Origin of the sequence: Micromonospora sp. NPDC048935, from assembly GCF_043197875.1 — a bacterium.
GTDB lineage: Bacteria > Actinomycetota > Actinomycetes > Mycobacteriales > Micromonosporaceae > Micromonospora.
In genome coordinates, this window is the sequence record NZ_JBICTZ010000022.1 from 1 (window position 1) to 20,372 (window position 20,372).

16 protein-coding genes and 1 pseudogene are annotated in these 20,372 nt (G+C 70.5%); 11 read left to right on the forward strand and 6 right to left on the reverse strand.

Features of this window, described 5'->3' with window-relative positions; genetic code table 11:
- Window positions 1-716 precede the first annotated feature (716 nt).
- On the reverse strand, window positions 717-971 hold the full coding sequence (locus ACGFIW_RS33485) for an SCO4848 family membrane protein (RefSeq protein ID WP_393324479.1): 255 nt from the start codon (window positions 969-971) through the stop codon (window positions 717-719).
- A 174-nt stretch (window positions 972-1,145) separates the two neighbouring features.
- On the opposite strand from ACGFIW_RS33485, the pseudogene ACGFIW_RS33490 reads away from it, so the two are divergent.
- The 7 genes and pseudogenes from ACGFIW_RS33490 to ACGFIW_RS33520 all read left to right on the forward strand — a co-directional run bounded on the left by ACGFIW_RS33490 (window position 1,146) and on the right by ACGFIW_RS33520 (window position 6,523).
- Window positions 1,146-1,615: pseudogene (locus ACGFIW_RS33490) on the forward strand (PRC-barrel domain-containing protein).
- A 4-nt stretch (window positions 1,616-1,619) separates the two neighbouring features.
- Window positions 1,620-1,796 (forward strand): hypothetical protein, encoded by a 177-nt coding sequence (locus ACGFIW_RS33495; RefSeq protein ID WP_393324481.1) that lies wholly within the window; start codon window positions 1,620-1,622, stop codon window positions 1,794-1,796.
- A gap of 85 nt (window positions 1,797-1,881) precedes the next feature.
- On the forward strand, window positions 1,882-2,940 hold the full coding sequence (gene trpS / locus ACGFIW_RS33500) for a tryptophan--tRNA ligase (protein ID WP_393324484.1): 1,059 nt from the start codon (window positions 1,882-1,884) through the stop codon (window positions 2,938-2,940).
- Between the two features lie 69 nt (window positions 2,941-3,009).
- Window positions 3,010-4,197 carry a low temperature requirement protein A gene (locus ACGFIW_RS33505; protein ID WP_393324487.1) on the forward strand — a complete coding sequence of 396 codons (1,188 nt, stop codon included), beginning with the start codon at window positions 3,010-3,012 and terminating at the stop codon, window positions 4,195-4,197.
- 107 nt (window positions 4,198-4,304) lie between these two features.
- Window positions 4,305-4,646 (forward strand): YciI family protein, encoded by a 342-nt coding sequence (locus ACGFIW_RS33510; RefSeq protein WP_393324519.1) that lies wholly within the window; start codon window positions 4,305-4,307, stop codon window positions 4,644-4,646.
- 2 nt (window positions 4,647-4,648) lie between these two features.
- Window positions 4,649-5,902: an RNA polymerase sigma factor gene (locus tag ACGFIW_RS33515; protein ID WP_393324490.1), complete on the forward strand. Its 1,254-nt coding sequence runs from the start codon at window positions 4,649-4,651 to the stop codon at window positions 5,900-5,902.
- Window positions 5,903-5,929: 27 nt separating this feature from the next.
- A complete protein-coding gene (locus ACGFIW_RS33520) occupies window positions 5,930-6,523 on the forward strand; it encodes an HAD family hydrolase (protein WP_393324493.1) in 594 nt (197 codons plus the stop codon).
- A gap of 4 nt (window positions 6,524-6,527) precedes the next feature.
- Here the strand turns inward: ACGFIW_RS33520 and ACGFIW_RS33525 are convergent, their stop codons facing one another.
- The 4 genes from ACGFIW_RS33525 to ACGFIW_RS33540 all read right to left on the reverse strand — a co-directional run bounded on the left by ACGFIW_RS33525 (window position 6,528) and on the right by ACGFIW_RS33540 (window position 12,413).
- Window positions 6,528-7,499: an NADP-dependent oxidoreductase gene (locus ACGFIW_RS33525; protein WP_393324496.1), complete on the reverse strand. Its 972-nt coding sequence runs from the start codon at window positions 7,497-7,499 to the stop codon at window positions 6,528-6,530.
- A gap of 267 nt (window positions 7,500-7,766) precedes the next feature.
- Window positions 7,767-8,834, reverse strand: a complete 1,068-nt coding sequence (locus ACGFIW_RS33530; protein ID WP_393324499.1) for a WxL protein peptidoglycan domain-containing protein — start codon at window positions 8,832-8,834, stop codon at window positions 7,767-7,769.
- A 91-nt stretch (window positions 8,835-8,925) separates the two neighbouring features.
- Window positions 8,926-10,899, reverse strand: a complete 1,974-nt coding sequence (locus tag ACGFIW_RS33535) for a fibronectin type III domain-containing protein (protein ID WP_393324502.1) — start codon at window positions 10,897-10,899, stop codon at window positions 8,926-8,928.
- Between the two features lie 143 nt (window positions 10,900-11,042).
- Complete coding sequence (locus tag ACGFIW_RS33540) at window positions 11,043-12,413, reverse strand: HupE/UreJ family protein (RefSeq protein WP_393324505.1); 1,371 nt, start codon at window positions 12,411-12,413, stop codon at window positions 11,043-11,045.
- 21 nt (window positions 12,414-12,434) lie between these two features.
- Between ACGFIW_RS33540 and ACGFIW_RS33545 the strand changes: the two genes are divergently transcribed.
- The 3 genes from ACGFIW_RS33545 to ACGFIW_RS33555 all read left to right on the forward strand — a co-directional run bounded on the left by ACGFIW_RS33545 (window position 12,435) and on the right by ACGFIW_RS33555 (window position 18,391).
- On the forward strand, window positions 12,435-13,097 hold the full coding sequence (locus ACGFIW_RS33545) for a hypothetical protein (RefSeq protein ID WP_393324508.1): 663 nt from the start codon (window positions 12,435-12,437) through the stop codon (window positions 13,095-13,097).
- 219 nt (window positions 13,098-13,316) lie between these two features.
- Window positions 13,317-15,803, forward strand: a complete 2,487-nt coding sequence (locus tag ACGFIW_RS33550; protein WP_393324510.1) for a hypothetical protein — start codon at window positions 13,317-13,319, stop codon at window positions 15,801-15,803.
- Window positions 15,804-15,844: 41 nt separating this feature from the next.
- Window positions 15,845-18,391 carry a hypothetical protein gene (locus tag ACGFIW_RS33555; protein WP_393324513.1) on the forward strand — a complete coding sequence of 849 codons (2,547 nt, stop codon included), beginning with the start codon at window positions 15,845-15,847 and terminating at the stop codon, window positions 18,389-18,391.
- Between the two features lie 75 nt (window positions 18,392-18,466).
- Here ACGFIW_RS33555 and ACGFIW_RS33560 read toward each other — a convergent pair whose 3' ends face one another.
- A complete protein-coding gene (locus ACGFIW_RS33560; protein WP_393324516.1) occupies window positions 18,467-19,222 on the reverse strand; it encodes an SDR family NAD(P)-dependent oxidoreductase in 756 nt (251 codons plus the stop codon).
- A gap of 484 nt (window positions 19,223-19,706) precedes the next feature.
- On the opposite strand from ACGFIW_RS33560, the gene ACGFIW_RS33565 reads away from it, so the two are divergent.
- Window positions 19,707-20,228 carry a class I SAM-dependent methyltransferase gene (locus ACGFIW_RS33565; RefSeq protein WP_393324522.1) on the forward strand — a complete coding sequence of 174 codons (522 nt, stop codon included), beginning with the start codon at window positions 19,707-19,709 and terminating at the stop codon, window positions 20,226-20,228.
- Window positions 20,229-20,372: the final 144 nt, after the last annotated feature.

Consider the following 20,372-nt stretch of genomic DNA (forward strand, 5'->3'; position numbering starts at 1 on the left):
GTATAAATCATAATTGGCACTGGCTTTACAAGCACCCTGTTGAGTTCTCAAAGAACAACCACACACCGACTCAAAGCCCCACCTCAGTGGAACCCCAACCCGGGGCTTTTCGCTCCGTGTCCCCGTCGCTCTCGCGCCGGGCACTTTTACTACGTTACCTCACCGTCTTCGCCGTGTCAAACCGTGTGTCCCGGTCTGTCATGCTTCGTACGGCTTAGCGCCGGCGCACTCACGCAGCAGCAGGCCGCTGCGTCAGGTCGTCGGATTTGGCAGGCCGGCCGCTGCGGTTTCCCGCAGTCTCGCCCGGTGCCCTGCCGGTCGTGAACCTTACCCGGTCGGCTTCGCCGCACCAAATCCGCCTCACGGCCGATCCGGCGAGCCCCGCCCGGACCGCGTCCGGCAGGAGCGAACCCCTGCTTGACCCGGCTGCCAGCTTGTTTCGGAGCCTCAGGACTTTCGTCCCGTTTGCCCCGTTCCGCGCTGGCAGAGAGAAAGTTACGCGTCCGTGGGTTTGATCGTCAAATCCGCGGGGAGCGTCCCGCGTCACACTCCTACCCCGCCCACCCGCTTCTCACCCCGGCTCTCACGAGGTTTGCGTCATCTGAGAACCGCCATCTGCCCAAACCTCCTGCTCGCCGCCCGCCGGGCCGGAACGAGAGCGCCAGGCAGCACGAGAGCTGGGCGGCATGCAGCAGCAAGCCGTATCCGGGGGGTGGTCAGGACTCTTGTTGGCGGCGGGCGGCTCGCCAGGAGCGGATGCCGAGCACCCCGACTGTGGTGCCGATGGCCAGGGACGCGGCGATCAGCAGCGCGTGCACCCACAGGAAGCTGGTGGCCGCGCCCTCGGCCACCGTGCCGGACGCCCAGGACCGCGGGTCCTGCCAGATCGCGACGGCGAATCTCGGCCAGATCACCCAGGCCCAGATCCCGACTCCCACCAGGAAGACCGACCACCCTCGCGACAGCACCATGGCAGCCGAGTATGCCAGCGCACCCGCCGACCAGGTCGGGTGCGGATGCGAGCCGGTGGACGACGCACGGACCGGGCGGCAGCACGGGGTGCGACAGTCGTCGATCTGTTTCCGGCGGCTGCCGGGTGGGCACCTGAAGACAGGACAGCCGAGGACCGTCCCCCGGAGGTGCCCATGCAACCCTCGATCTTCAATCCCTGGGCCTGGCGTGACCCGTCCGCCCTCGCCGGCGGATATACGCAGGCCACGCCCTCGGTCACCCCGCCGGATGCTCCGGACGGTGGCCACGACGGCCCGGACGCCCCGGGCCCCGGCACACCCGTCGACCTGGTGGGCTATCAGGTGCAGGCGAGCGACGGGCGGATCGGCAGCATCGACGAGGCGAGCAACGAGGCGGACGCCGGATACCTGGTCGTCGACACCGGGCCGTGGATCTTCGGCCAGAAGGTGCTGCTGCCGGCTGGCACGGTGGCTCAGGTGGACCACCAGGAACGCGTCGTGCACGTCGACCGGTCTCGGCAGGAGATCAAGGATCCCCCCCGTTCGATCCGGCTGCCCTCGATCCGGAATACCGGGATCGCGTCGGCAGGTACTACGCCGACCGGTACCTTCCCCCTCCCGGGGGCATGCCGCGGGTAATCTGAGGCCGTGGTCCGGACGAGCAACTACGCGACGGAGGCGGTCGACATGGTCGACGGCCTCCCGCTGGGTGCGGTGCCCGTGGTCCCGACCAACTCCGGCGACGGCCGTGAGCAACTTCTGAGTGTCCTCCGTGCCGGTGGTCTGCGGTTTCGCGCCGGCGCGCGATGGCGGACGGTTCGCTGAACCGATCCCGCTGACCGAGGGGGCTGACCCGCCCCGCTCGGCGCGCGCCCACGCGTGACCCACCAACGGAACGAGAGGCACCACCATGTCCGTCGCACGAATGCTCACCGGCGACCGGCCCACCGGCCGCCTGCACCTCGGCCACTACGTCGGCAGCATCGCCAACCGGGTGCGGCTGCACCGGCGCTACGAGAGCTTCTTCATCATCGCCGACCTGCACATGCTCACCACGCGCAACCGCCGGGAGGACATCGACCAGGTCTCCGGCAACGCCCGGGAGATGGTGACCGACATCCTGGCCGCCGGCGTCGACCCGGGGCAGGCCACGTTCTACCTCCAGTCGGCGATCCCCGAGGTCGGCGACCTCAACACCCTCCTACAGAACCTGGTGACAGTTCCCCGGCTGGAGCGGGTGCCGTCGCTCAAGGACATGGCCCGCGACGCCGGCAAGGAGGAGATGCCGTACGGGCTGCTTGGTTACCCGGTGCTCCAGGCCGCGGACATCCTCTGCGTCAAGGGCGAGGTGGTGCCGGTCGGTCGGGACAACGCCGCGCACGTCGAGGTGACCCGGGAGATCGCGCGGCGGTTCAACCACCTGTACGGCCCGGTGTTCCCGGTGCCCGAGCTGATCGCGGCGGACACGCCGAGCCTGGTGGGCACCGACGGCGCGGCCAAGATGAGCAAGAGCCGGGGCAACTCGATCGCGCTCTCCGACGACGCCGCCACGGTGCGTCGGAAGGTGCTGGGCATGTACACCGATCCGAACCGGGTGCGGGCCGACGTGCCGGGCACGGTGGAGGGCAACCCGGTGTTCGCGTACCACGAGGTTTTCAATCCGGACCGCGACGAGGTCGCCGACCTGGCCCGGCGTTACCGGGCCGGGCGCGTGGGCGACGTGGAGGTCAAGGAAAGACTGGTCGCCGCGTTGGAGGGGTTCCTGGCGCCGATCCGGGAACGCCGGGCCGAGATCGAGGCGGACCGGGGCCTGGTCGACCGGCTGATCGTCGAGGGTACGGAGCGGACCCGTGAGGAGGTCCGCCAGACCCTGGTCGAGGTACGCCGGGCGATGGGGCTGACCGGCGCGTACCAGCAGGTGCGGCGGCGGGCTGAGCGGAGCCGGCGGCGGACGGACGCCTCAGCCTGAGGCTGGTGTGCCCGGCCGGCTGCCACCAGACCGGGTGAGCGTTCGCCCAATCTGGCGCAGAATGCGGGGATGAGGGGGGTTTCCGGCGTTCGTCCGGTGCCGGCCGCGGAGACGCACCGGACCACGATGTTCGAGATCTTCTTCGACCTGGTCTTCGTCTTCGCGCTCACCCGGGTCATCACGTTCATGGCGGGGTCGCCGAGCGCGCTCACCCTGGCCCAGGGGCTGCTCCTGCTCCTGTTGCTGCTCTACTCCTGGGGGCCGTACACCTGGGTGGGAAACCTGGTCCGCGCGGACGTCGGCCTGGTCCGCGCGGCGACCCTTGTCGCGATGGCGGCGATCTTCGTGGCCGCGCTGGTGCTGCCGGACGCGTGGCGGCAGTGTCCGGAGTTCCTCGACGCGCCGCTCACCCTCGCCCTGGCCTACGTGGTCGTCCGGGCGGTGCAGCTCGTGATCCTGTTCTGGGTGAGCGCGACGAACCCGCCGCTGCGCTCGACGCTGCGCTTCTTCAGCGTGCCGGTCGTCCTGGCGTGGCTCCCACTGCTCGGCGGCGCGCTGCTCGGCGGCGCGGCCCAGACCGCGCTCTGGACTGCCGCGTTGCTCGTCGACATCGGCGGTGCGCGGCTCGCAGCCGCCTACCGGCCGTGGCAACTGCGCAGCGTGGACCACTTCACCGACCGGTTCGGGCTGGTGTTGATCATCGCGTTGGGTGAGTCGTTGATCTCCGCTGGGGCGGGGCCACGGACGATGGCTCCGGCCGGCGCGGCGGTGGCGGCCGCACTGCTCGGCCTCATCAGCACGGTCTGCCTGTGGTGGCTGTACTTCGACCGGCTGGCACTCGCCGCGCGGACGGCCGTCAGTAACGTGCCGAGTGAGCGTCGGGCCGACGTGGCCGGCGACGCGTACGGCATCGGGCACTCTCCGCTGATCATCGGTGCCATCTACGTGGCGCTCGGTATCGAGGAGGTGATCGACCGGCTCACTGGGGACTCGCCCCACGCCGACCCGCTGGGCTGGGAAGCCGCCACCGCGCTGTACGGGGGTGCGGCCCTCTACCTGCTCAGCAGGCTGGTCTTCCGCCGACTGACAGTTCGTGCCGTGCGTCCCACGCAGGTCGTCGCCGCGCTGCTACCGCTGGTCCTGCTTCCGGTCGGCCGTTCCCTGGCCCCGTTGGCGGCGCTCGCCGTGCTGACCGTCTGCCTGATCGTGGTGACCTGGTACGACCGGCGCGACTCGGCGCGGACGCACCCCGCGTGAACACCCGCCGGAAAAACCTGACGCGCCGTGTCGATATCCGCGGGCCCCGACCGTCGTCATGCTGTGCGGCAACCCGCCGCACCGAGAGGAGCCGAGACGTGAAGTACATGCTGCTGTTCATGAGCCCCGCGGACGACGAGGCAGGCAACGGGTGCACCTTCGAGGACTGGATCCGCTACGACCGGGAGATGAAGGATGCCGGGATCTGGGTTTCCGGGCACCCCTTGCAGGATCTGACCACCTGCACGACCGTGCGGGTCGGCCCGGACGGCGACCGCACGATCACCGACGGGCCGTTCGCCGAGACCCGTGAGGTGCTCGGCGGGTACGACATCATCGACGTGCCAAACCTCGACGTCGCGTTGGAGTGGGCGGCCCGCAGCCCTGGCGCCACCGGCAACGGGTCGGTGCAGGTGCGCCCGGTCGCCGAGATCGAGGTCGAGGTCTGACCGTGGTGAGCGGAGAGGCGGCAGCCGATTCGGTGGAGGCGGTGTTCCGGGAGGAACACGGTCGGCTGCTCGCCTCGCTCGTGCACCGCTTCGGCGACCTCGACCTGGCCGAGGAGGTCGCGTCCGAGGCGATCGAGGCGGCCCTTGTGCACTGGCCGGTCGACGGCGTGCCGAGTCGGCCCGGTGCCTGGCTGCTCACCACCGCGCGCCGCCGTGCCGTCGACAGGTTGCGCCGTGACCGGGTGCTGGCCACGCGGCTCGCCGTCCTCCGGGCGGAGGCGGAGCGGGCCGACCCTGCCCCGCCCGCCGACGCCGACCGCGACCTGCCGGACGACCGGCTGGCGCTCTTCTTCACCTGCGCGCACCCGGCCCTGGCCGCGCAGGACCGTGGAGCCCTCACCCTGCGGTTCCTCGCCGGCCTGACCACGACCGAGGTCGCGCGGGCCTTCCTGGTGCCGCCCGCCACCATGGCCCAGCGACTCGTCCGGGCCAAGCGGAAGATCCGCGACGCGCGTATCCCGTTCCGGGTGCCGGGCGCCGACGAGTTGCCCGATCGGCTGCCCACGGTGCTCCAGGCCGTCTACTCCGTCTTCACCGAGGGGTACGCCGCCAGTTCCGGTCCCGCTCTGCAACGGGTCGACCTCGCCGAGGAGGCCATCCGGCTGGCCCGGATCCTGCGCCGGCTGCTGCCCGCCGAACGGGAGGTCGCCGGTCTGCTCGGGTTGCTGCTGCTGGTGCACGCTCGGCGGGCCGCGCGCACCGGGCCGGACGGCGCGGTGGTTCTCCTGGACGACCAGGACCGCGGACGGTGGGACCACTCGATGATCGACGAGGGGCGTGCGCTGGTGGTCGTCGCGTTGACCGGCCCGGCACCCGGGCCGTACGGGGTGCAGGCCGCCATCGCCGCGCTGCACGACGAGGCCGCCGACGTGGCCAGCACCGACTGGCCCCAGGTGGTGGCGCTCTACGACGTGCTGCTCGGCATGGTCCCCTCGCCTGTCGTGGCGTTGAACAGGGCCGCCGCCGTGGCCATGCGCGACGGGCCGGAAGCCGGGCTCGCCCTGCTGGACGAGTTGGCCGACGACCCGCGGCTGCGCGGCTACCACCTCTACCCGGCCACGCGGGCGGACCTGCTGCGCCGACTCGGTCGCAACGGCGAGGCCGCGGCGGCGTACCGCAGCGCGTTGGCGCTGGTCGGGACCGACCCGGAGCGGGACCACCTGCTGCGCCGGCTGGCGTCCGTCACCGACGACTGACCGGATCCGCCGCTGTACCCTTCCCCGATGAGTCTGCCTCTGCCGCCCGGTGAGTTCGCGGCGTACCTGTTCGACTGCGACGGCACCATCGTCGACTCGATGCCGCTGCACTACCTGGCCTGGCAGCGGGCACTGCACGAGTGGGGTTGCGAGTTCCCGGAGGATCTCTTCTACGCGTGGGGTGGACGGCCGACCGCCGACATCGTCGTCGCCCTGAACGAGCAGCAGGGGCTGGCCATGCCCGTGGCGGCAGTGGTCGAGCGCCGGGAGAGCTACTACGAGGAGTTGCTGCCGCAGCTCGCCGCCGTACCCGAGGTGGTGGCGCACATCCACGACGCCCACCGGCGGGTGCCGTTCGCCGTCGTCTCCGGCAGCACCCGCGCCTCGGTCACCGCCTCCCTCGACGCGCTCGGCCTACTGGACCGGTTCGACGTGCTGGTCTGCGCCGAGGACTACACGCGGGCCAAGCCGGACCCGGAGGCGTTCCTGCTCGCGGCGCAGCACCTCGGCGTACCGCCGGGGTCGTGCCTGGTCTTCGAGGACACCGACCTGGGCATCCAGGCCGCGACCGCGGCCGGCATGGCATCGGTACGCGTGCCGCAACAGCGCGCGCCGCGCTGAGGTCTCAGGCCACCGTCAGCAGCAGCTTGCCCGGGTAGGACGTTTCCAGGCGCTGGTGTGCGTCCCGCACCTTGCCCAGCGGGTACGTCTGCGCGACGTGCACCACGAACGGGCCGGCCTCGATGAGTTCGTTGAGGCGTTGCAACTGTCGCGGGTTCGATTCGCCGTCGTACGCGCGGACCACCACACCCGGCCGTTCCCGTGGCTCCGGCTGCACCCCGTGGGCGAACGCGACCACACCGCCGTCGGTGAGTGCCTCGGTGAGCCGGTCCAGCGTCTTGCCGCCGGCCATCGCCAGGATGGCGTCCACCCCGGCCGGTGCCGCGTCCCGGATCCGGGCGAGCACGTCGGTCAGGTCGGCGTGGCCGTCGAGGGACACGTCGGCGCCGAGTCGAGTGACGAGCGCGACGCCGTCCGCCCCGGAGGCCACCGCGATCACGTTCAGGCCCTGCCGCTTGGCCAACTGCACGGCCAGGTGGCCCTGGCCACCGCTCGCACCGAAGATCATCAACCAGGCGCCGGCCGACAGGCTGACGGTGTCGAGCCCGGCGAGCGCGGTCAGCGCGTCGGTGGGCATGGCCCCGGCGTGCTCGGCCGGCACCCCGTCGGGCACCTTTGCCGCGTACTCCGCCTTGACCGCCGCGTACTCGGCGTAGAAGCCGCCCTTCGGGCGGGTCTTGGCAGAGACGTAGACCAGGTCGCCGACCCCGACGTTGGACACCTTGCTGCCGGCGGCGATGACGGTGCCGGCGCCGTCGGACCCGGGCACGATCGGGAGAGCCGAGCCCTCCGGTACGAGCACACCCTGCCGCTCGTACACGTCCCACACCCCCACGCCGGCGCTCAAGACCTTGATCAGCACCTCGTCGTCGGCGATCTGCGGGATCGGCAGCTTCCGCAGGGTGATCACCTCCGGCCCACCGAACTCGTCCAGGGCCGCGGCCTGCATCCGCTCTGGCACATCCCCGTCAACCATGTGGATTCCCCCTCCGTGCCGGCGTCACCGTCGCAGCATGCCGGCTCGGGGACGGGCGTGGTCCAGAGCCAGGCCCCGTTCACCCACAAGGGCCTGTTTCCCCGGGGCCGGTCGAGCCGAGGCAGAGTCCGCCGGCAATCCGGCCGGGCGCGGTCTCGCCGGGACACCGGCCCTGGGACGACCACCGCGATCTTGCGGTTTCGGTCGCCGGTACGCGTGGACGCCCAGTTATGCCGGGGCAGCAAGTGCACGATCGCGGGTGGGCGATCAGGGGGTCTGTGGTTTTGGGTCACGCAGCGCCTGCTCTACGGCGTCGCGTACGCGGGCGTCCTCGCGCGCATTGCGCCGCGTCCGGGTGCGACGCCGGTACAGGTACGCCCCGACGAGCACGGCGATCAGTACGACGAGCACCAGCACCAGCGGCCACGGCAGCGCCCAGCCGTGCGCGGTGACCTGGATCGGCTTGAGCGAGGTGGTCGAGCCGGAGGCGTCGGTGAGCAGCGGCGTGAGGGTCACGGTCGCGGCCAGCGCGACGGCGGGGGCGACCCCGGCGATGGGCACTGTCACGTCCCAGCTCTCCCCCGGGAGCAGCTCCGGCGGCGCGGCGACGTCCTTCGCCCGGACCCGCAGCACACCGAACGGCCCGGAGACCGAGACCGCCTGCTGCCCGGAGAGCGCGGCGTTGCCGACGTTGTGGATCTTGTAGGTGACGGTGGCGTCACCCTTGCCGAACGGGTTGGACGGGCCCGCGTACGTCACGTGCACGTCCTCGATCGCGAGGTTCGGCTTCAGCTCGCCGCCGACCCGCAGCTTGATCCGGATGCCGAGACGCCTGTCGACGTTGACGCCCTCGGCCTGGTCGGCCTGGGTGAGCGTGGTGAGGATCCCGCCGACGTAGTCACCGGGGGTGGCGTTGTCCGGGACACTCACCGTGAAGGGGACCTGCGCGGTCCTCCCGGGCTGGATCACGACACTGCCGGCCTTCGGCTTCGCCCAGGCGCCGATCGCGACGGACCTGGCGTCCCTGGTGAGCAGGTCGAGCTGCCCGGCGTCGGTCGTGAAGCCGTCGGCGGCGTACACGGACAGGGTCAGCGGCGCCTTGCCACGGTTGGCGACGACCATGGCGTCCTCGACGGAACCACCGGGATTGACGTTGTAGCTGTAACTGGACCGGGCCTCGCCGTAGCCGTTGGAGGCCGTGCGGACCGTCCAGGCGACGTTGCCGTCCGCCGCCAGGGCGGGGCCGGCACCGACACCGACGGCCGCGACGGCGGCGAGCAGGGACAACGCGGTGGTACGAGCAAGCTTCTTCCAGCCCGTTACGGACGGGTACATGTCGGATCCTTGAGGTGATCTTGGGAGGGTGGCACATGGGTGGCGGGGCAGGCCCCCGAAGGTGCCCACCCCGCCCGATGGAACGGTTCGGTCAGCTGCTCAGCGCGGTGATCGTGAGCGTGGTGCGGTAGTTGCCCTTCGCGATGCTGTCCGGGATCTTCAGATCCAGGTCGGCACCGAGGCGGGCACCGCCCCGCGGGTGGCCCTGCGCGGCCGCGGCGAGGGCGCTGGAGACCGAGAGGCCCTTGCCCTGGTCGTCGAGGGACGACAGGACCGGGGCACCGGCCTCGGCACCCGCGCCGGCGTCGAGCACGTACGGGTTCCAGCCCAGGTAGGAGCCGGAGAACTTCTTGTCGGCGTCGGAGAAGTCGCCGACGTTGGCCGAGATCGACCACGGGGCGAGCGAGCGGCGGCTGTCCGACACGAGGATCGGGTTGATCTTGCCGGCCGCCTCGAAGAAGGTGCCGTCGCGCTCCTGGGCGGTGCCCAGGTCGACGAGGCCGTTGTAGCCGTCGATCGTCCAGCCGAACTCGCCCGGGGCCGCGTTCGGCACATTGACCTGGATGGCCTGACCGTCACCGTGGTACGGGTGCACGGTGACCTTGTCGGTCACCGAGCCGATCGGCTGACCGTCGGGGGTGTTGACGCAGGAGAGGCCCTTCTCGACTGCCGCGTTCGGGGCCGCACAGGTGCCGCTGCGCACGTTGGCCAGGACCAGCCTGTCGCCGCGCACCTGCACCTTGACGTAGCTGCGAACGTGCTCCTGGTTCTGCGTCGAGTTGTACCAGTACTTGGCCGGGTCCAGCGGGTCCGGACCGTTGCCGCGGATGCCGGTACCGCTGTCGTCCGGCTTCTTGATGTCGTAGTACTTCGAGCCGGAGGCCGAGTTGGCCGTCACGTAGATGACGCCGCCCGGACCGGGGTAGACCTCGGGCGCGCCCGGCTTCTCCGCCGGGTTCTCCTTCTGGCCGTTCTTGATCGAGTAGCTGCGGGAGTAGCTGTGGTCGTGGCCCTGGAGCACCATGTCCACGCCGAGCTTGGAGAACGCCGTGGTGAAGTCCTCCCGCCGCTGCTTGTTGTCGGTGTCGGTCGCGTGGCTGGCCGGCGAGTAGATGGAGTGGTGGTAGACCAGCACCTTCCACTTGGCCTCGGAGCCGTGCTTGTTGATCACGTCGGTGACGTACGCGACGTGCGCCGCGTCGCCACCGGCGGAGCCGTCCGCCGGGTTGGCGTAGCTGTTGCTGTTCAGGTCGATGAACAGCACGTCCTTGTGGATGAACCAGTAGTCGCCGCCGGACCGGGTCGCCTGGTCGCCGTTGTAGTACTGCGCCGAGCGGTCGGTGTTCGGGGTGAAGTGGTGCTGCTCGTAGGACTTGCCGCCGACGTCGTGGTTACCGATGGTGGCCACGAGCGGGTACTGACGAAGCTGCTCGGGGGCCAGGAACGAGGTCCACTGACCCTCGTCGTTGGCGCTCTCCACGTGGTCACCGGCAGAGACCAGCAGCTCGGCGTTCGGGTTGGCCCCGGTGGCGACCTTCAGCGTCTCCTCCCAGCCGGCCTGGTCCTTCAGCCGGTCACCGGACGAGCCGATCTGCGGGTCACCGAAGAACAGGAAGTCGTAGTCGCCCTCGAAGTCCTGCGTCTTGAAGGCGTACGCCGGGGACCAGCTGCCCTCGGCGCCGACCCGGTACGAGTAGGCGGTGTTCTCCCGCAGGTTGCCGATCGTGGCGTGCCGGTTGAAACCGGTGGTGGAGGTGTTCGCCGCGCCGACGGCGTCGAAGCTGACGGCGCTTGCCGGGAACTCGCCGTTGACGATCTCGGCGGTCGGGGCGAGCTGGATCTTCTGCGCGGTGTCGGCGGAGGAGTACCAGCTCACGATCCGCTGGGTCTCGTTGGCGCCGACGCCGAGGATCACACCGGTGATCGTGGTGGACTCGGCCGCGTTGGCGGTGGCCGTCAGGCCGCTGCCGAGGGCCGCGCCCATTCCCAGGAAGCCGGCGGCGACCCCGGCGACCACGCGCCGCCGCACAGGCCCGGGGGCCCGTGTCGAGGTGCTCAATGTCATCGACATTGTTCCCTTTTCAAATAGAGAAATGGATGGTGACTTCACCCGACGCGGGGAAGCAGATCCACGCTTTCGTCGCCTGGTGAACCGACCATGAACGTGATCTTGCGAAAGCCTGCACTTCGCGAACTACTTAGCCCTACTCAGGACCCGGAAACGCGCTGGACAAACCAGATCAGCCCCATGACGGACACGGCTGCGGAAACAACGCCGGTCGCCCAGATACCGACTTTCGGCGCGCGGCGGCGAAGGACGATCAGGAGCGGGAAGACCAGAGCGATAATCGTCAACTGAACGACCTCGATGCCGATGTTGAACACCAACAGCGACCACAGCAGGGTCCACGACCACGCCTCGTCGATGCCCAGCGCGCCCGCGAAGCCCAGGCCGTGCACGAGGCCGAAGCAGAACACCACCCCGAGCCGGATCCAGCCGGCCCGATCCAGGCTGAGGTGACCCTGCCCCGCCGTCGTCTCCAGGTCTGTCGCGTGCTCGCCGCGCCGCCAGATGCCCCACAGGTGCCAGCCCGCGACAACGGCGATGGACAACGCGATGACCGGCTCCACGATCGACCCCGGCACCTCGACCAGGCCGAGGGCCGCGAGCATGAACGTCACCGAGTGCGCCAGGGTGAAGCTGGTGGCCGCGAGCACGATCTCCCGCAGGCGCCGCGATCCGGCGATCAGCGCCAGCAGGAACAGGATGTGGTCGATGCCGGACAGCAGATGCTCGGCGCCCAGCAGGAAGAACTCCCCGAACCGCTGGTACCAGGACTGGCCGGTCGAGAAGGTGGGGTTGGCGGCGTCCAGCGCCGCGCTGCCGGAACGGCCGTCGATCCCGTAGGTGACGATGGTCTTGGTGCCCTTGACGTAACCCTCGTCGTCCGCGAACAGCGCGCTGCGCACCTCGTGCTCGTCGACCCGCCCGGGGCAGGTCCAGTCGAGCAGCAGATTCGCGTACGGCACGCCCGCACGCTCGCCGATCGTCGCGTCGCCCACCTGGGTCGGTCGGCAGGCCGTGTCCCGCGCGGTCACCGAGAACCGGTCGGAGACATACCTGAGGACCGTCGACGAGTGGCTCCTCAGTGCCGCGGCCTGGGCGTCGCGGTCGCCCGCGTCGAATGCGGCCGTGCCCGCCCGAAAGAGCGGGTCATCGTCGCCCGAATCCGCGGCGGACACGACGAGCAGGTCGTATTCGAGGTCCACCGCCGTGCGAATGTGACCCTCGTCTCCGGCAGTTATTTCCGCGTACACGGTCGAGGAAAAACCGTGCGCGGACGCCGATCCGGCGCCCAAAAACGGGATCGCCGCCGCGGCAATCCCGACAGCGGTGACGATAACGGTACGGCGGACACGCCCCAGCATGCGACTCCCTCGGTTGGCCAGTGCACGTTGCATGGCGCGGGTGAACACCAGCCCGACCGCGAACGAACCGCCGGATAACAACGACCCCGGACGACCGGCCGCGGATAAACGGCACAGGGAATTGAGATAGGAATACGAGGCTGCCGCCACCACTCGAAAGGACGACCACCTGTGCGCCCCCCGCTTCGGGCCGTCGCCATGCTGGCCGCGACCGCCTTGCTGGTCACCGCCTGCGACTCCGGCGACGACTGGTCACAGCCGCGCCCCGCGCCCAGCGCCGTGGGGACGCTCGGCCCCGGATTCGTCGACCCCTCCACCACACCCGCCCCGGAGGCGACGATCACGCCGCGCCCCGGTTCGTGGGCCGGGGTCCACCCGCCAAGGGACTACCGGGTCGTCCTGCTCACCGCCGGTGCCGACGACCCGACCAGGGCTCTCGTGACGGCGGTGCGGGAATGGGCCGACGACGAGCACGCGGATCTCCGGACCATCACCGTCGGCAACGCCCACGAGGCCGTTCCCAGCATCGCCAAGGCCATGGAGATGAACCCGGACCTCATCGTCAGCGCCGGCGACGGCCTCATCGACCCCCTCGCCCTGGTCACCCCGAACCACCTGGACGAGAAATTCCTCGTGGTGGGCGCCGAGCTCGCCGAGCCCACCCACAACGTCACGTCTGTCGACTGGGAAGGCGCGTCGTTCCGCGGGGAAGGACTCGGCATGTCCTCGACGTACGACCCGACGTCGTTCACCGCCGAGCGCTGCGCGGCGGCCATCCGGGCGGGCGTGGCGGCGGTCCTCAACAACCTGACCGGGATCGTGGTCTGGCTCTGACGACGGGATCGGGGCTGTCCGTCGCGGAGTCGGCGGGCCCGGTGCGGGGGCACTGACCTCCGCACCGGGCTCGGCGGACCTGCGCGCACGGCACGGGTCACCGCGAATTGAAACGACGTGCGATCCTGTGCCGGCTGATCATGGTCGGGCCCACAGTGGAGGCAGGGTTTGCGTACCGCTTCGCGAATTCACCGTCGAATCGCGGCGCTGGGCGTCGCCGTGGCCCTCGCATCCGGCTCGGCGCTGGGGCTCACCGCCTCCACTGCCACCGCCGCGGATGTCGCCCCGACCGATCTCACCAGCTCCGGCAGGCCCTGTGCCGCCGCCGCCCCGGGGCCGTACCTGAATCCGACGAGTCTCGGTACGCCCACGGGCGCCACGCTGCAGGGCACCTTCCACCGTACTGGCCAGGGCGGACTGCGGGCCGACTTCCAGGTGTGGGATGTCGCCGACCCGGAGCACCGGCAGCAGTGGCTGGTCGAGATGGGCGAGGAGAGCAACGAGCTCTACACCCAGGTCGCCGACGCGACGAAGCAACTCGACGGCGTGACGTACGCCTGGCGGGTGCGCGTCCTCGACGGTGCCGACGCGTCGCCGTGGAGCAGCACCTGCCACTACACCATCGACCGCGACGGCGGTCCGGCACCGTCGGTCACCTCTGCCCAATATCCCGTGACCACCTGTTGCGCAGGCACCGGCGGGGTCGGTGTCCCTGGGTCGTTCACGCTGACCTCGGCCTCCGACGACACCGTCAGCTACCTCTACAGCTTCTACTCGGGCGATCCCGGCGAGTACAAAGAGGCGACTGTGGACGCGCCCGAACTCGGCGGCCCGGTCACCCTCGAGTTCACGCCCCAAGCGTCCCTCAGCCACGAACTCATCGTCTGGGCCATCGACCGGGCCGGAAACAGATCTGAGCGGGCCAGTCACGCGTTCGTCGTCAAGGAGACCCGACCGACGGTCTTTTCGAGCGCGTACCCCGATTGGACGACGAACCCGGACTACAACGTCGGCGTACCCGGCGCGTTCGAGTTCGCCACCAGGGTCCCCGACACGGCGTCCTTCGTCTGGCGGATCGACGAGGGCGGGCCCTCGGGCACCGTGGCGGCGGACGCCAGCGGGAAGGCGACGGTCATGATCGCCCCGACCCGCGGAGGCGCGCAGACCCTGTACGTCCACGGCATCACCCGCGACGGCACCGCGCACGCCCCCCGCGCGTACCGGTTCTCCGTCGACGACGCCCCGGTCATCACCGTCGACATGCCGGAGAAGGTGACGATAGGCAGCTCGGTCACCCTGCACCTCGCTCCACGCGCGCCGCAGGTCGACGCTTACCTGTACTGGCCGGAGTATTCGAGCGTCGAGCAGCCGCCGGTGGTGAAGACGACAGTGCCGGCTCGCCCCGACGGCACCGCCGATCTGGTCTGGACCGCCACCGAGACCGGCATCGACAAGCTGCTGATCCAGAGCCGAAGCGCGGACGGCACCCTGTCCACGCCACGCTCACGAGGCATCAAAGTCGACGGGGCGGCACCGACGGTGACCCGCACCGGCACCACCGAGGCCGGCACCTCGTCGACCTTCACCGCGCAGAGTCGGATGGCGAACATCGTCGACTACGTGGCGACGCTGAACGACGACGAGAGCACCAGACAGATCCTCAAACCGGCCGCCAACGGCAAGGTCACCTTCAGCTACACGACGATGACGGTCGGCCACAACTACATGAGCGTCGTCGCCCGCAACGCCGCCGGGATACAGACGGAGAAGGGCTCCGCCGTCTGGACGACGACTGACGCGCCGCAGGTCAGCTCGACCGACTTTCCGGAGAACGGCAGCGGCCGGCTCGCCACCGGCACGTTCACCTTCAGCTCCTACCTGCCCGGCACCTTCGGCTACCGGTACAAGGTGGACGGCGAGCCAGCCGTGAAGATCCCCGCCCAACCTGACGGCACGGCGACGCTGACCTGGACGCCGCCATCGGATGGCGCCTACCGACTGGACGTCCAACGCGTGCTGGCCGGGGGTAAAAGCTCGGAAATGCTGATGTACCGCTTCGCTGTCGCCAGCGGTGTCACCACTATCACCTCGGCTGCTCCGGGCCTGGTACCGACGGGTGGCGTCCGGACGATCACCATCCACGGCACCTGGCTGCATCCGGACGACAAGGTCGAGGTCACCCCGGTGGACAAGCTGCCGATCAGGGCCTGGGTGCGGACGGTGTCGGCGGACCGCACCACGCTGACCGCCGACGTGGACCTCAGCCGGGTGCGACTCGGTCCGGCTCGCGTGACCCTGCACCCGTACGGGACGCTCCAGCCGTTGGTCCTGGCGAACGCGTTCGAGATCGGCCCACCCCCGCCGCTGCAATCGGTCAGGCCGCCCACGATCAGCGGAACCGCGGTGGTCGGGTCCGTCGTCTCCGTGAACCCGGGTGAGTGGGCACCAACCCCGAGCGATTACTCATACCAGTGGTCGGCGAACGGCGTCGCGATCAGCGGCGCGGACGGCCCGACGTTCCGGATTCCCACGACGCTGGTCGGCGATGAGCTCACCGTCGAGGTCAGAGCCGGCCAGGAGGGCTACACCACAACCTCGGTAACGTCGGCCGCCACAGTGGTCGTCAGGGGGGAGAGGCCGCCTCCCCGGCCGCCGATCGGGCGCCCCGGCGCGCCCTGGCCAGACCCGCGCCGACCGGCGGCCTGACGCACCGGATGACCACCGCCCGATTCAGCACGGGGAGACCAATGCGTACACCTTCACCTGCTCGTCGCCGGATCACGGCGGTGATCGCGGCATCGGCGCTCGTCAGCGCGGCGGTGGTGGGCCTCGCGGCCAGTCCGGCCGCCGCGGCCCTGTCGGCGCCGACCAACCTCCAGACCGCGGATCAGCCCTGCGCCACCGCCGCGCCGGGGCCGTACCTGAGCCCGGTCAGACTCAACGACGCCAACGCCGTGGTGCTCAAGGGCACCCTCTCCGGCGCGGACGAGGGTGCCGAGTTGCAGGCCGACTTCCAGGTCTGGGACATCACCCACCCGGAGCAGCCGCAACAGTGGCTCACCGGTCTGGCCCCGAGTAACGGCGAGGTCGCCATCCAACTCGAGGACGCCTCGCGGCAGCTCGACGGCGTCACGTACGCCTGGCGGGTTCGCGTCCTCGACGGTGCCACGGCGACGTCGTGGAGCGGCACGTGCTACTTCACGGTCGACCGCACCGGCGGCCCCGCGCCGACCGTCGCCTCCGCCGTGTACCCGGCGGGTTGGTGGGACAACGCCAGCGGTGCGATCGGCGTCCCCGGCACCTTCACGCTGACCTCGGCCAGCGCCGACACCGTCAGCTACCGCTACGAGTTCTACACGAGCGAACTGAGCGAGCAGCTCCCCGCGGGCACGGTGGACGCCGACGGGCTCGGCGGCCCGGCGACTGTCGAGTGGACGCCTCGCGCGGCGGGCTACCACTCCGTCTCGGTCTATGCGATCGACCGGGCCGGCAACTATTCCGAGCATGCGTACTACGCGTACTACGTCAAGGAGACCCGTCCGTCGATCTTCTCCTCCGCATACCCGGAGGGAACGCCGAACCTGGACTACAACATCGGGGTGGCCGGCGCGTTCGAGTTGCGCTCCAACGTCGCCGACACGGCGTCGCTGGCGTGGCGGATCGACGAGGGTGGCCCGTCGGGGACGGTGCCGGCGGCGGCCGACGGAACGGCGACGGCCATGATCGCGCCAACCCGTGCCGGACAGCAGACCCTCTACGTGCACAGCGTCACCCGGGACGGCACGGCGCACGCCCCACGCGCCTACCAGTTCACCGTGGACGACGGCCCGCGGCTCACCGGCGACGTCGACCGGGGTGTCACCATCGGCTCGGCGCTCAACTTCCACCTCGCACCCCGGTCGCCGCAGGTGCGGGCCTACGTCTACTGGGTCGAACATGGCGGGCTGTTCCCACCGCCGATCGAGAAGATCACCATTCCGGCGCGGGCGGACGGCACCGCCGACCTCACCTGGATCGCCAAGGACACAAGCGTCAACGGCCTGCGCATCCAGAGCCGAAGCGCCGACGGCACCCTGTCGGTACCCCGCTGGAACCACATCTCGGTCGACGGAGCGTCGCCGACGGTGACCCGCACCGGCGGCACCGACGTGGGAACGACCGCCACCTTCACGGCCCGCACCGCGATGGCCAACGTCACCGAGTACGTGGCGACGCTGAACGCCGACGAGGCCACCAAGCAGGTCGTCCGGCCGGCCGCCGACGGCAGCGCCACCTTCACCTACACGCCGACCAAGGGCGGCTACACCTACGTCAAGGTCTTCGCCCGCAACGCCGACGGGGTGCAGACCGACGAGGGCGGCACGTCCTGGTCCGTGCTCGACGGACCTCGGGTCACGTCGACCGATTTCCCGACGACCGGCGCGGGCCGGCTGGCCCCGGGGACCTTCGCCTTCGCACCGCGCCTGCCGGGCACGACCGCCTACGAGTACTCGATCAACTTCGGGCCGTACGCCCCGCTCGCCGCCCGGGCCGACGGCACCGCGACACTGACCTGGACCCCGCAGGACGTCGGTTGGTATTACCTGACCGTCCGCAGTGTCACGGCCAGCGGCGCCCGCTCCGGGTTAACGCAGTACAGCTTCCAGATCGAGTCGGCGACTGTCACGTCGGTGGCGCCGGCCGTCGTGCCGCCGGGCGCCGTTCGGACGATCACCGTCAGCGGCACCGGGCTGCACCCGAAGGACCGGGTCCAGGTGACCCCCGCTGGCGGGGAGCCGCTGGCCGCCACGGTGAAGACCGTCTCGGCGGACGGCACGTCCATGACCGTCGAGGTAAATCTCGGCACCGCGCCAGCCGGCGCGGCCACCCTGACGCTGTACGCGTACGACTCCGGCAGGCAGGTGGTCCTGGCCGACGCCTTCACCATCAACCCGCCCCTGGCGATCCGGGCGGTCGACCCGCCGACGATCAGCGGAGCGGCAGTGGTCGGCGGGACAGTCACTGCGGCACCGGGCTCGTGGACGCCCTCGACGACCACCTTCCGGTACCAGTGGTCGGCCGACGGCGTCCCGATCGGAGGTGCGACAGGTGCGACGTTCCAGATCTCCGAGGCGCTGCTCTGGAAGCGGCTCACCGTGGCGGTGACGGCCAGCCGGGACGGCTACGCCGATGCCTCCGCCGTCTCGGCCGCCACGACGGCGGTCGTCCGGGGCAGCGAGGAGCGACCCCCGCCGCGCCCGCCGATCGGCCGCCCGGGCTCGCCGTGGTCGGATCCGCGCCAGCCAGCCAGCTGATCAGGTTGATCGTCGAGGCGCGCGGGAGGAGCTGCTGTCGGCGCCGCCCCGCGTGCCTCGGCAACGCTCAGTGCCTCAGGCGGTGAAGGCACCGTCGATGGCGATGGACGCGCCGCTGATGAAGGTGGCCTCGTCGCTGAGCAGGAACGTGGTGAGCGCGGCGACCTCGTCGGAGGTGCCGGCCCGTCCGGTCGGCTGCATCGCCAGGTAGCGCTCCGCCGCTGCCGGGGCCTGGCTGACGACGCCCTGCCAGAGCGGGGTGTCGATCAGGCCGGTGACCAGGGCGTTGACCCGCACACCGGAACGGGCCACGTCGAGTGCCGCCGAACGGGTCAGGCCGATGACCCCGTGCTTGGACGCGTTGTAGGCGACCTGCGTCGCGTCGCCCTTGACGCCGGAGACGGAGGCGTTGTTGACGATCGCGCCACCGCCGGAGGCGATGATCGCCGGAATCTCGTGCTTGAGGCCGTAGAAGACACTTGTCAGGTTGAGTGCGACGGACCGATGCCAGGCGTCACTGTCGGTTTCGCGGACACTGGCCATTGGGCCGCCGCCGGCGTTGTTGAACGCGCCGTCCAGCCGGCCGAACTCGGACACCGCGGTCTCGACGAGCCGTGCCATCTCCTCCTCGACCGTCACGTCGGTCCGCACGAACAGGGCGCTACCGCCCGTGTCGCGGATCTGCGCGGCCACCTCCTCGCCCCGGTCCCTGTCCCGGGCGCCGATGACGACACGCGCCCCCTCCGTGGCCGCCCGCTGCGCGAACGCCAGGCCCATGCCCTGCGTGCCGCCGGTGACGACAAGCACCTTCGAATCCAACCGTCCAGACATCTCGTCTCACATTCACTCGACTGGCAAGCCGCTGCGCGGCGGGGCCGAAGATCCACAGGGAGCGCCGGGAGCGTGGAGTCTCGCCGGACGGTCCGCAGGGCTTCGCGAGGCTGAACGCTAGCCTTTTCTGGAACGATCGACAAAGTAATGGTGTTCACAGCGACCAGGATGACACCCAAGCTGAGCTGGGCATGAGCCCGCAATGCTCCCAACCCGCATCGTTCATGGCGGTCACGGGGCAAACAATCTGGGACGATCGTTCCACAACACCCCAGCTTCGACCGCACACCGGTGCGGGAGCTTTCACGCCTGCCGGTGGACGCGGTGACCGAGGACACGATGCACCGAATCCGCTGAGATAGTGGAATCAGATGTGTGAGCAGAACAGGCACCGGCGAGTGACGTTGTGAGGTCCACTCTCTCGAGCCGCGATCCGGGCTCCTCCGGCGCGGGCACCACCCCCGCGACTGGTGAGCCGACCCGGGTGACGGCCGCCCATCGGCAGCGCTGGGCGGTGGACACCATGGCTGTCGCACCCGACGATCAGGTGCTGGAGATCGGCTGCGGTCGGGGCGCGGCCGTCTTCATGGTCGCCAGCCGACTCACGACCGGTCGGATCGTCGCCATCGACCGGGCCGCGACGATGGTGCGGCTCGCGACCCAACGCAACCTGAGCCACATCAGCGCCGGCAGGGCCGAGATCCGCTGTGCCGGGTTCGAGTCGGCCGACCTCCCGGTCGGCCGCTTCACCACGATCTTCGCGGTGAACGTCAGCCTCTTCTGGCTGGGCGACGCGACGCAGCAGATCGCTCGGATGCGTGGCCTGCTGGCACCGGGAGGCCGGCTCCACGTGTTCGGCGAGCGACCCACCGCCGCACACGCCACCGCGAACCTCACCGCGACCCAACTGCTGCTCGAGTCCCACGGTTTCGCCACCACCACATCGAGCGCCACGCGTGGTCAGCGCCAGGTGCTGACCTGCGTCACCGGCACGCCGATCCGGTGAGCGCGGGCTGATCGCCGCGCCAACACGAGCCGGGGGGGGGGGGGGGGGGCCCCCCCCCCCCCCCCCCCGGGGGGGGGGGGGGGTTGCGGGGGGGGGGGGGGGGGGGGGGAGGGGACCACCCCCCGCGGGCGGGGGGGGGGGAGT

Excerpts from the sequence above, each read along its gene's own strand:
- ACGFIW_RS33520 (WP_393324493.1), top strand. The coding sequence starts at position 5,930 with ATGAGTCTGCCTCTGCCGCCCGGTGAGTTCGCGGCGTACCTGTTCGAC.
- ACGFIW_RS33535 (WP_393324502.1), bottom strand. The coding sequence starts at position 10,899 with ATGACATTGAGCACCTCGACACGGGCCCCCGGGCCTGTGCGGCGGCGC.
- trpS (WP_393324484.1), top strand. The coding sequence starts at position 1,882 with ATGTCCGTCGCACGAATGCTCACCGGCGACCGGCCCACCGGCCGCCTG.
- ACGFIW_RS33530 (WP_393324499.1), bottom strand. The coding sequence starts at position 8,834 with ATGTACCCGTCCGTAACGGGCTGGAAGAAGCTTGCTCGTACCACCGCG.
- ACGFIW_RS33555 (WP_393324513.1), top strand. The coding sequence starts at position 15,845 with ATGCGTACACCTTCACCTGCTCGTCGCCGGATCACGGCGGTGATCGCG.
- ACGFIW_RS33560 (WP_393324516.1), bottom strand. The coding sequence starts at position 19,222 with ATGTCTGGACGGTTGGATTCGAAGGTGCTTGTCGTCACCGGCGGCACG.
- ACGFIW_RS33525 (WP_393324496.1), bottom strand. The coding sequence starts at position 7,499 with ATGGTTGACGGGGATGTGCCAGAGCGGATGCAGGCCGCGGCCCTGGAC.
- ACGFIW_RS33485 (WP_393324479.1), bottom strand. The coding sequence starts at position 971 with ATGGTGCTGTCGCGAGGGTGGTCGGTCTTCCTGGTGGGAGTCGGGATC.
- ACGFIW_RS33505 (WP_393324487.1), top strand. The coding sequence starts at position 3,010 with ATGAGGGGGGTTTCCGGCGTTCGTCCGGTGCCGGCCGCGGAGACGCAC.
- ACGFIW_RS33510 (WP_393324519.1), top strand. The coding sequence starts at position 4,305 with ATGCTGCTGTTCATGAGCCCCGCGGACGACGAGGCAGGCAACGGGTGC.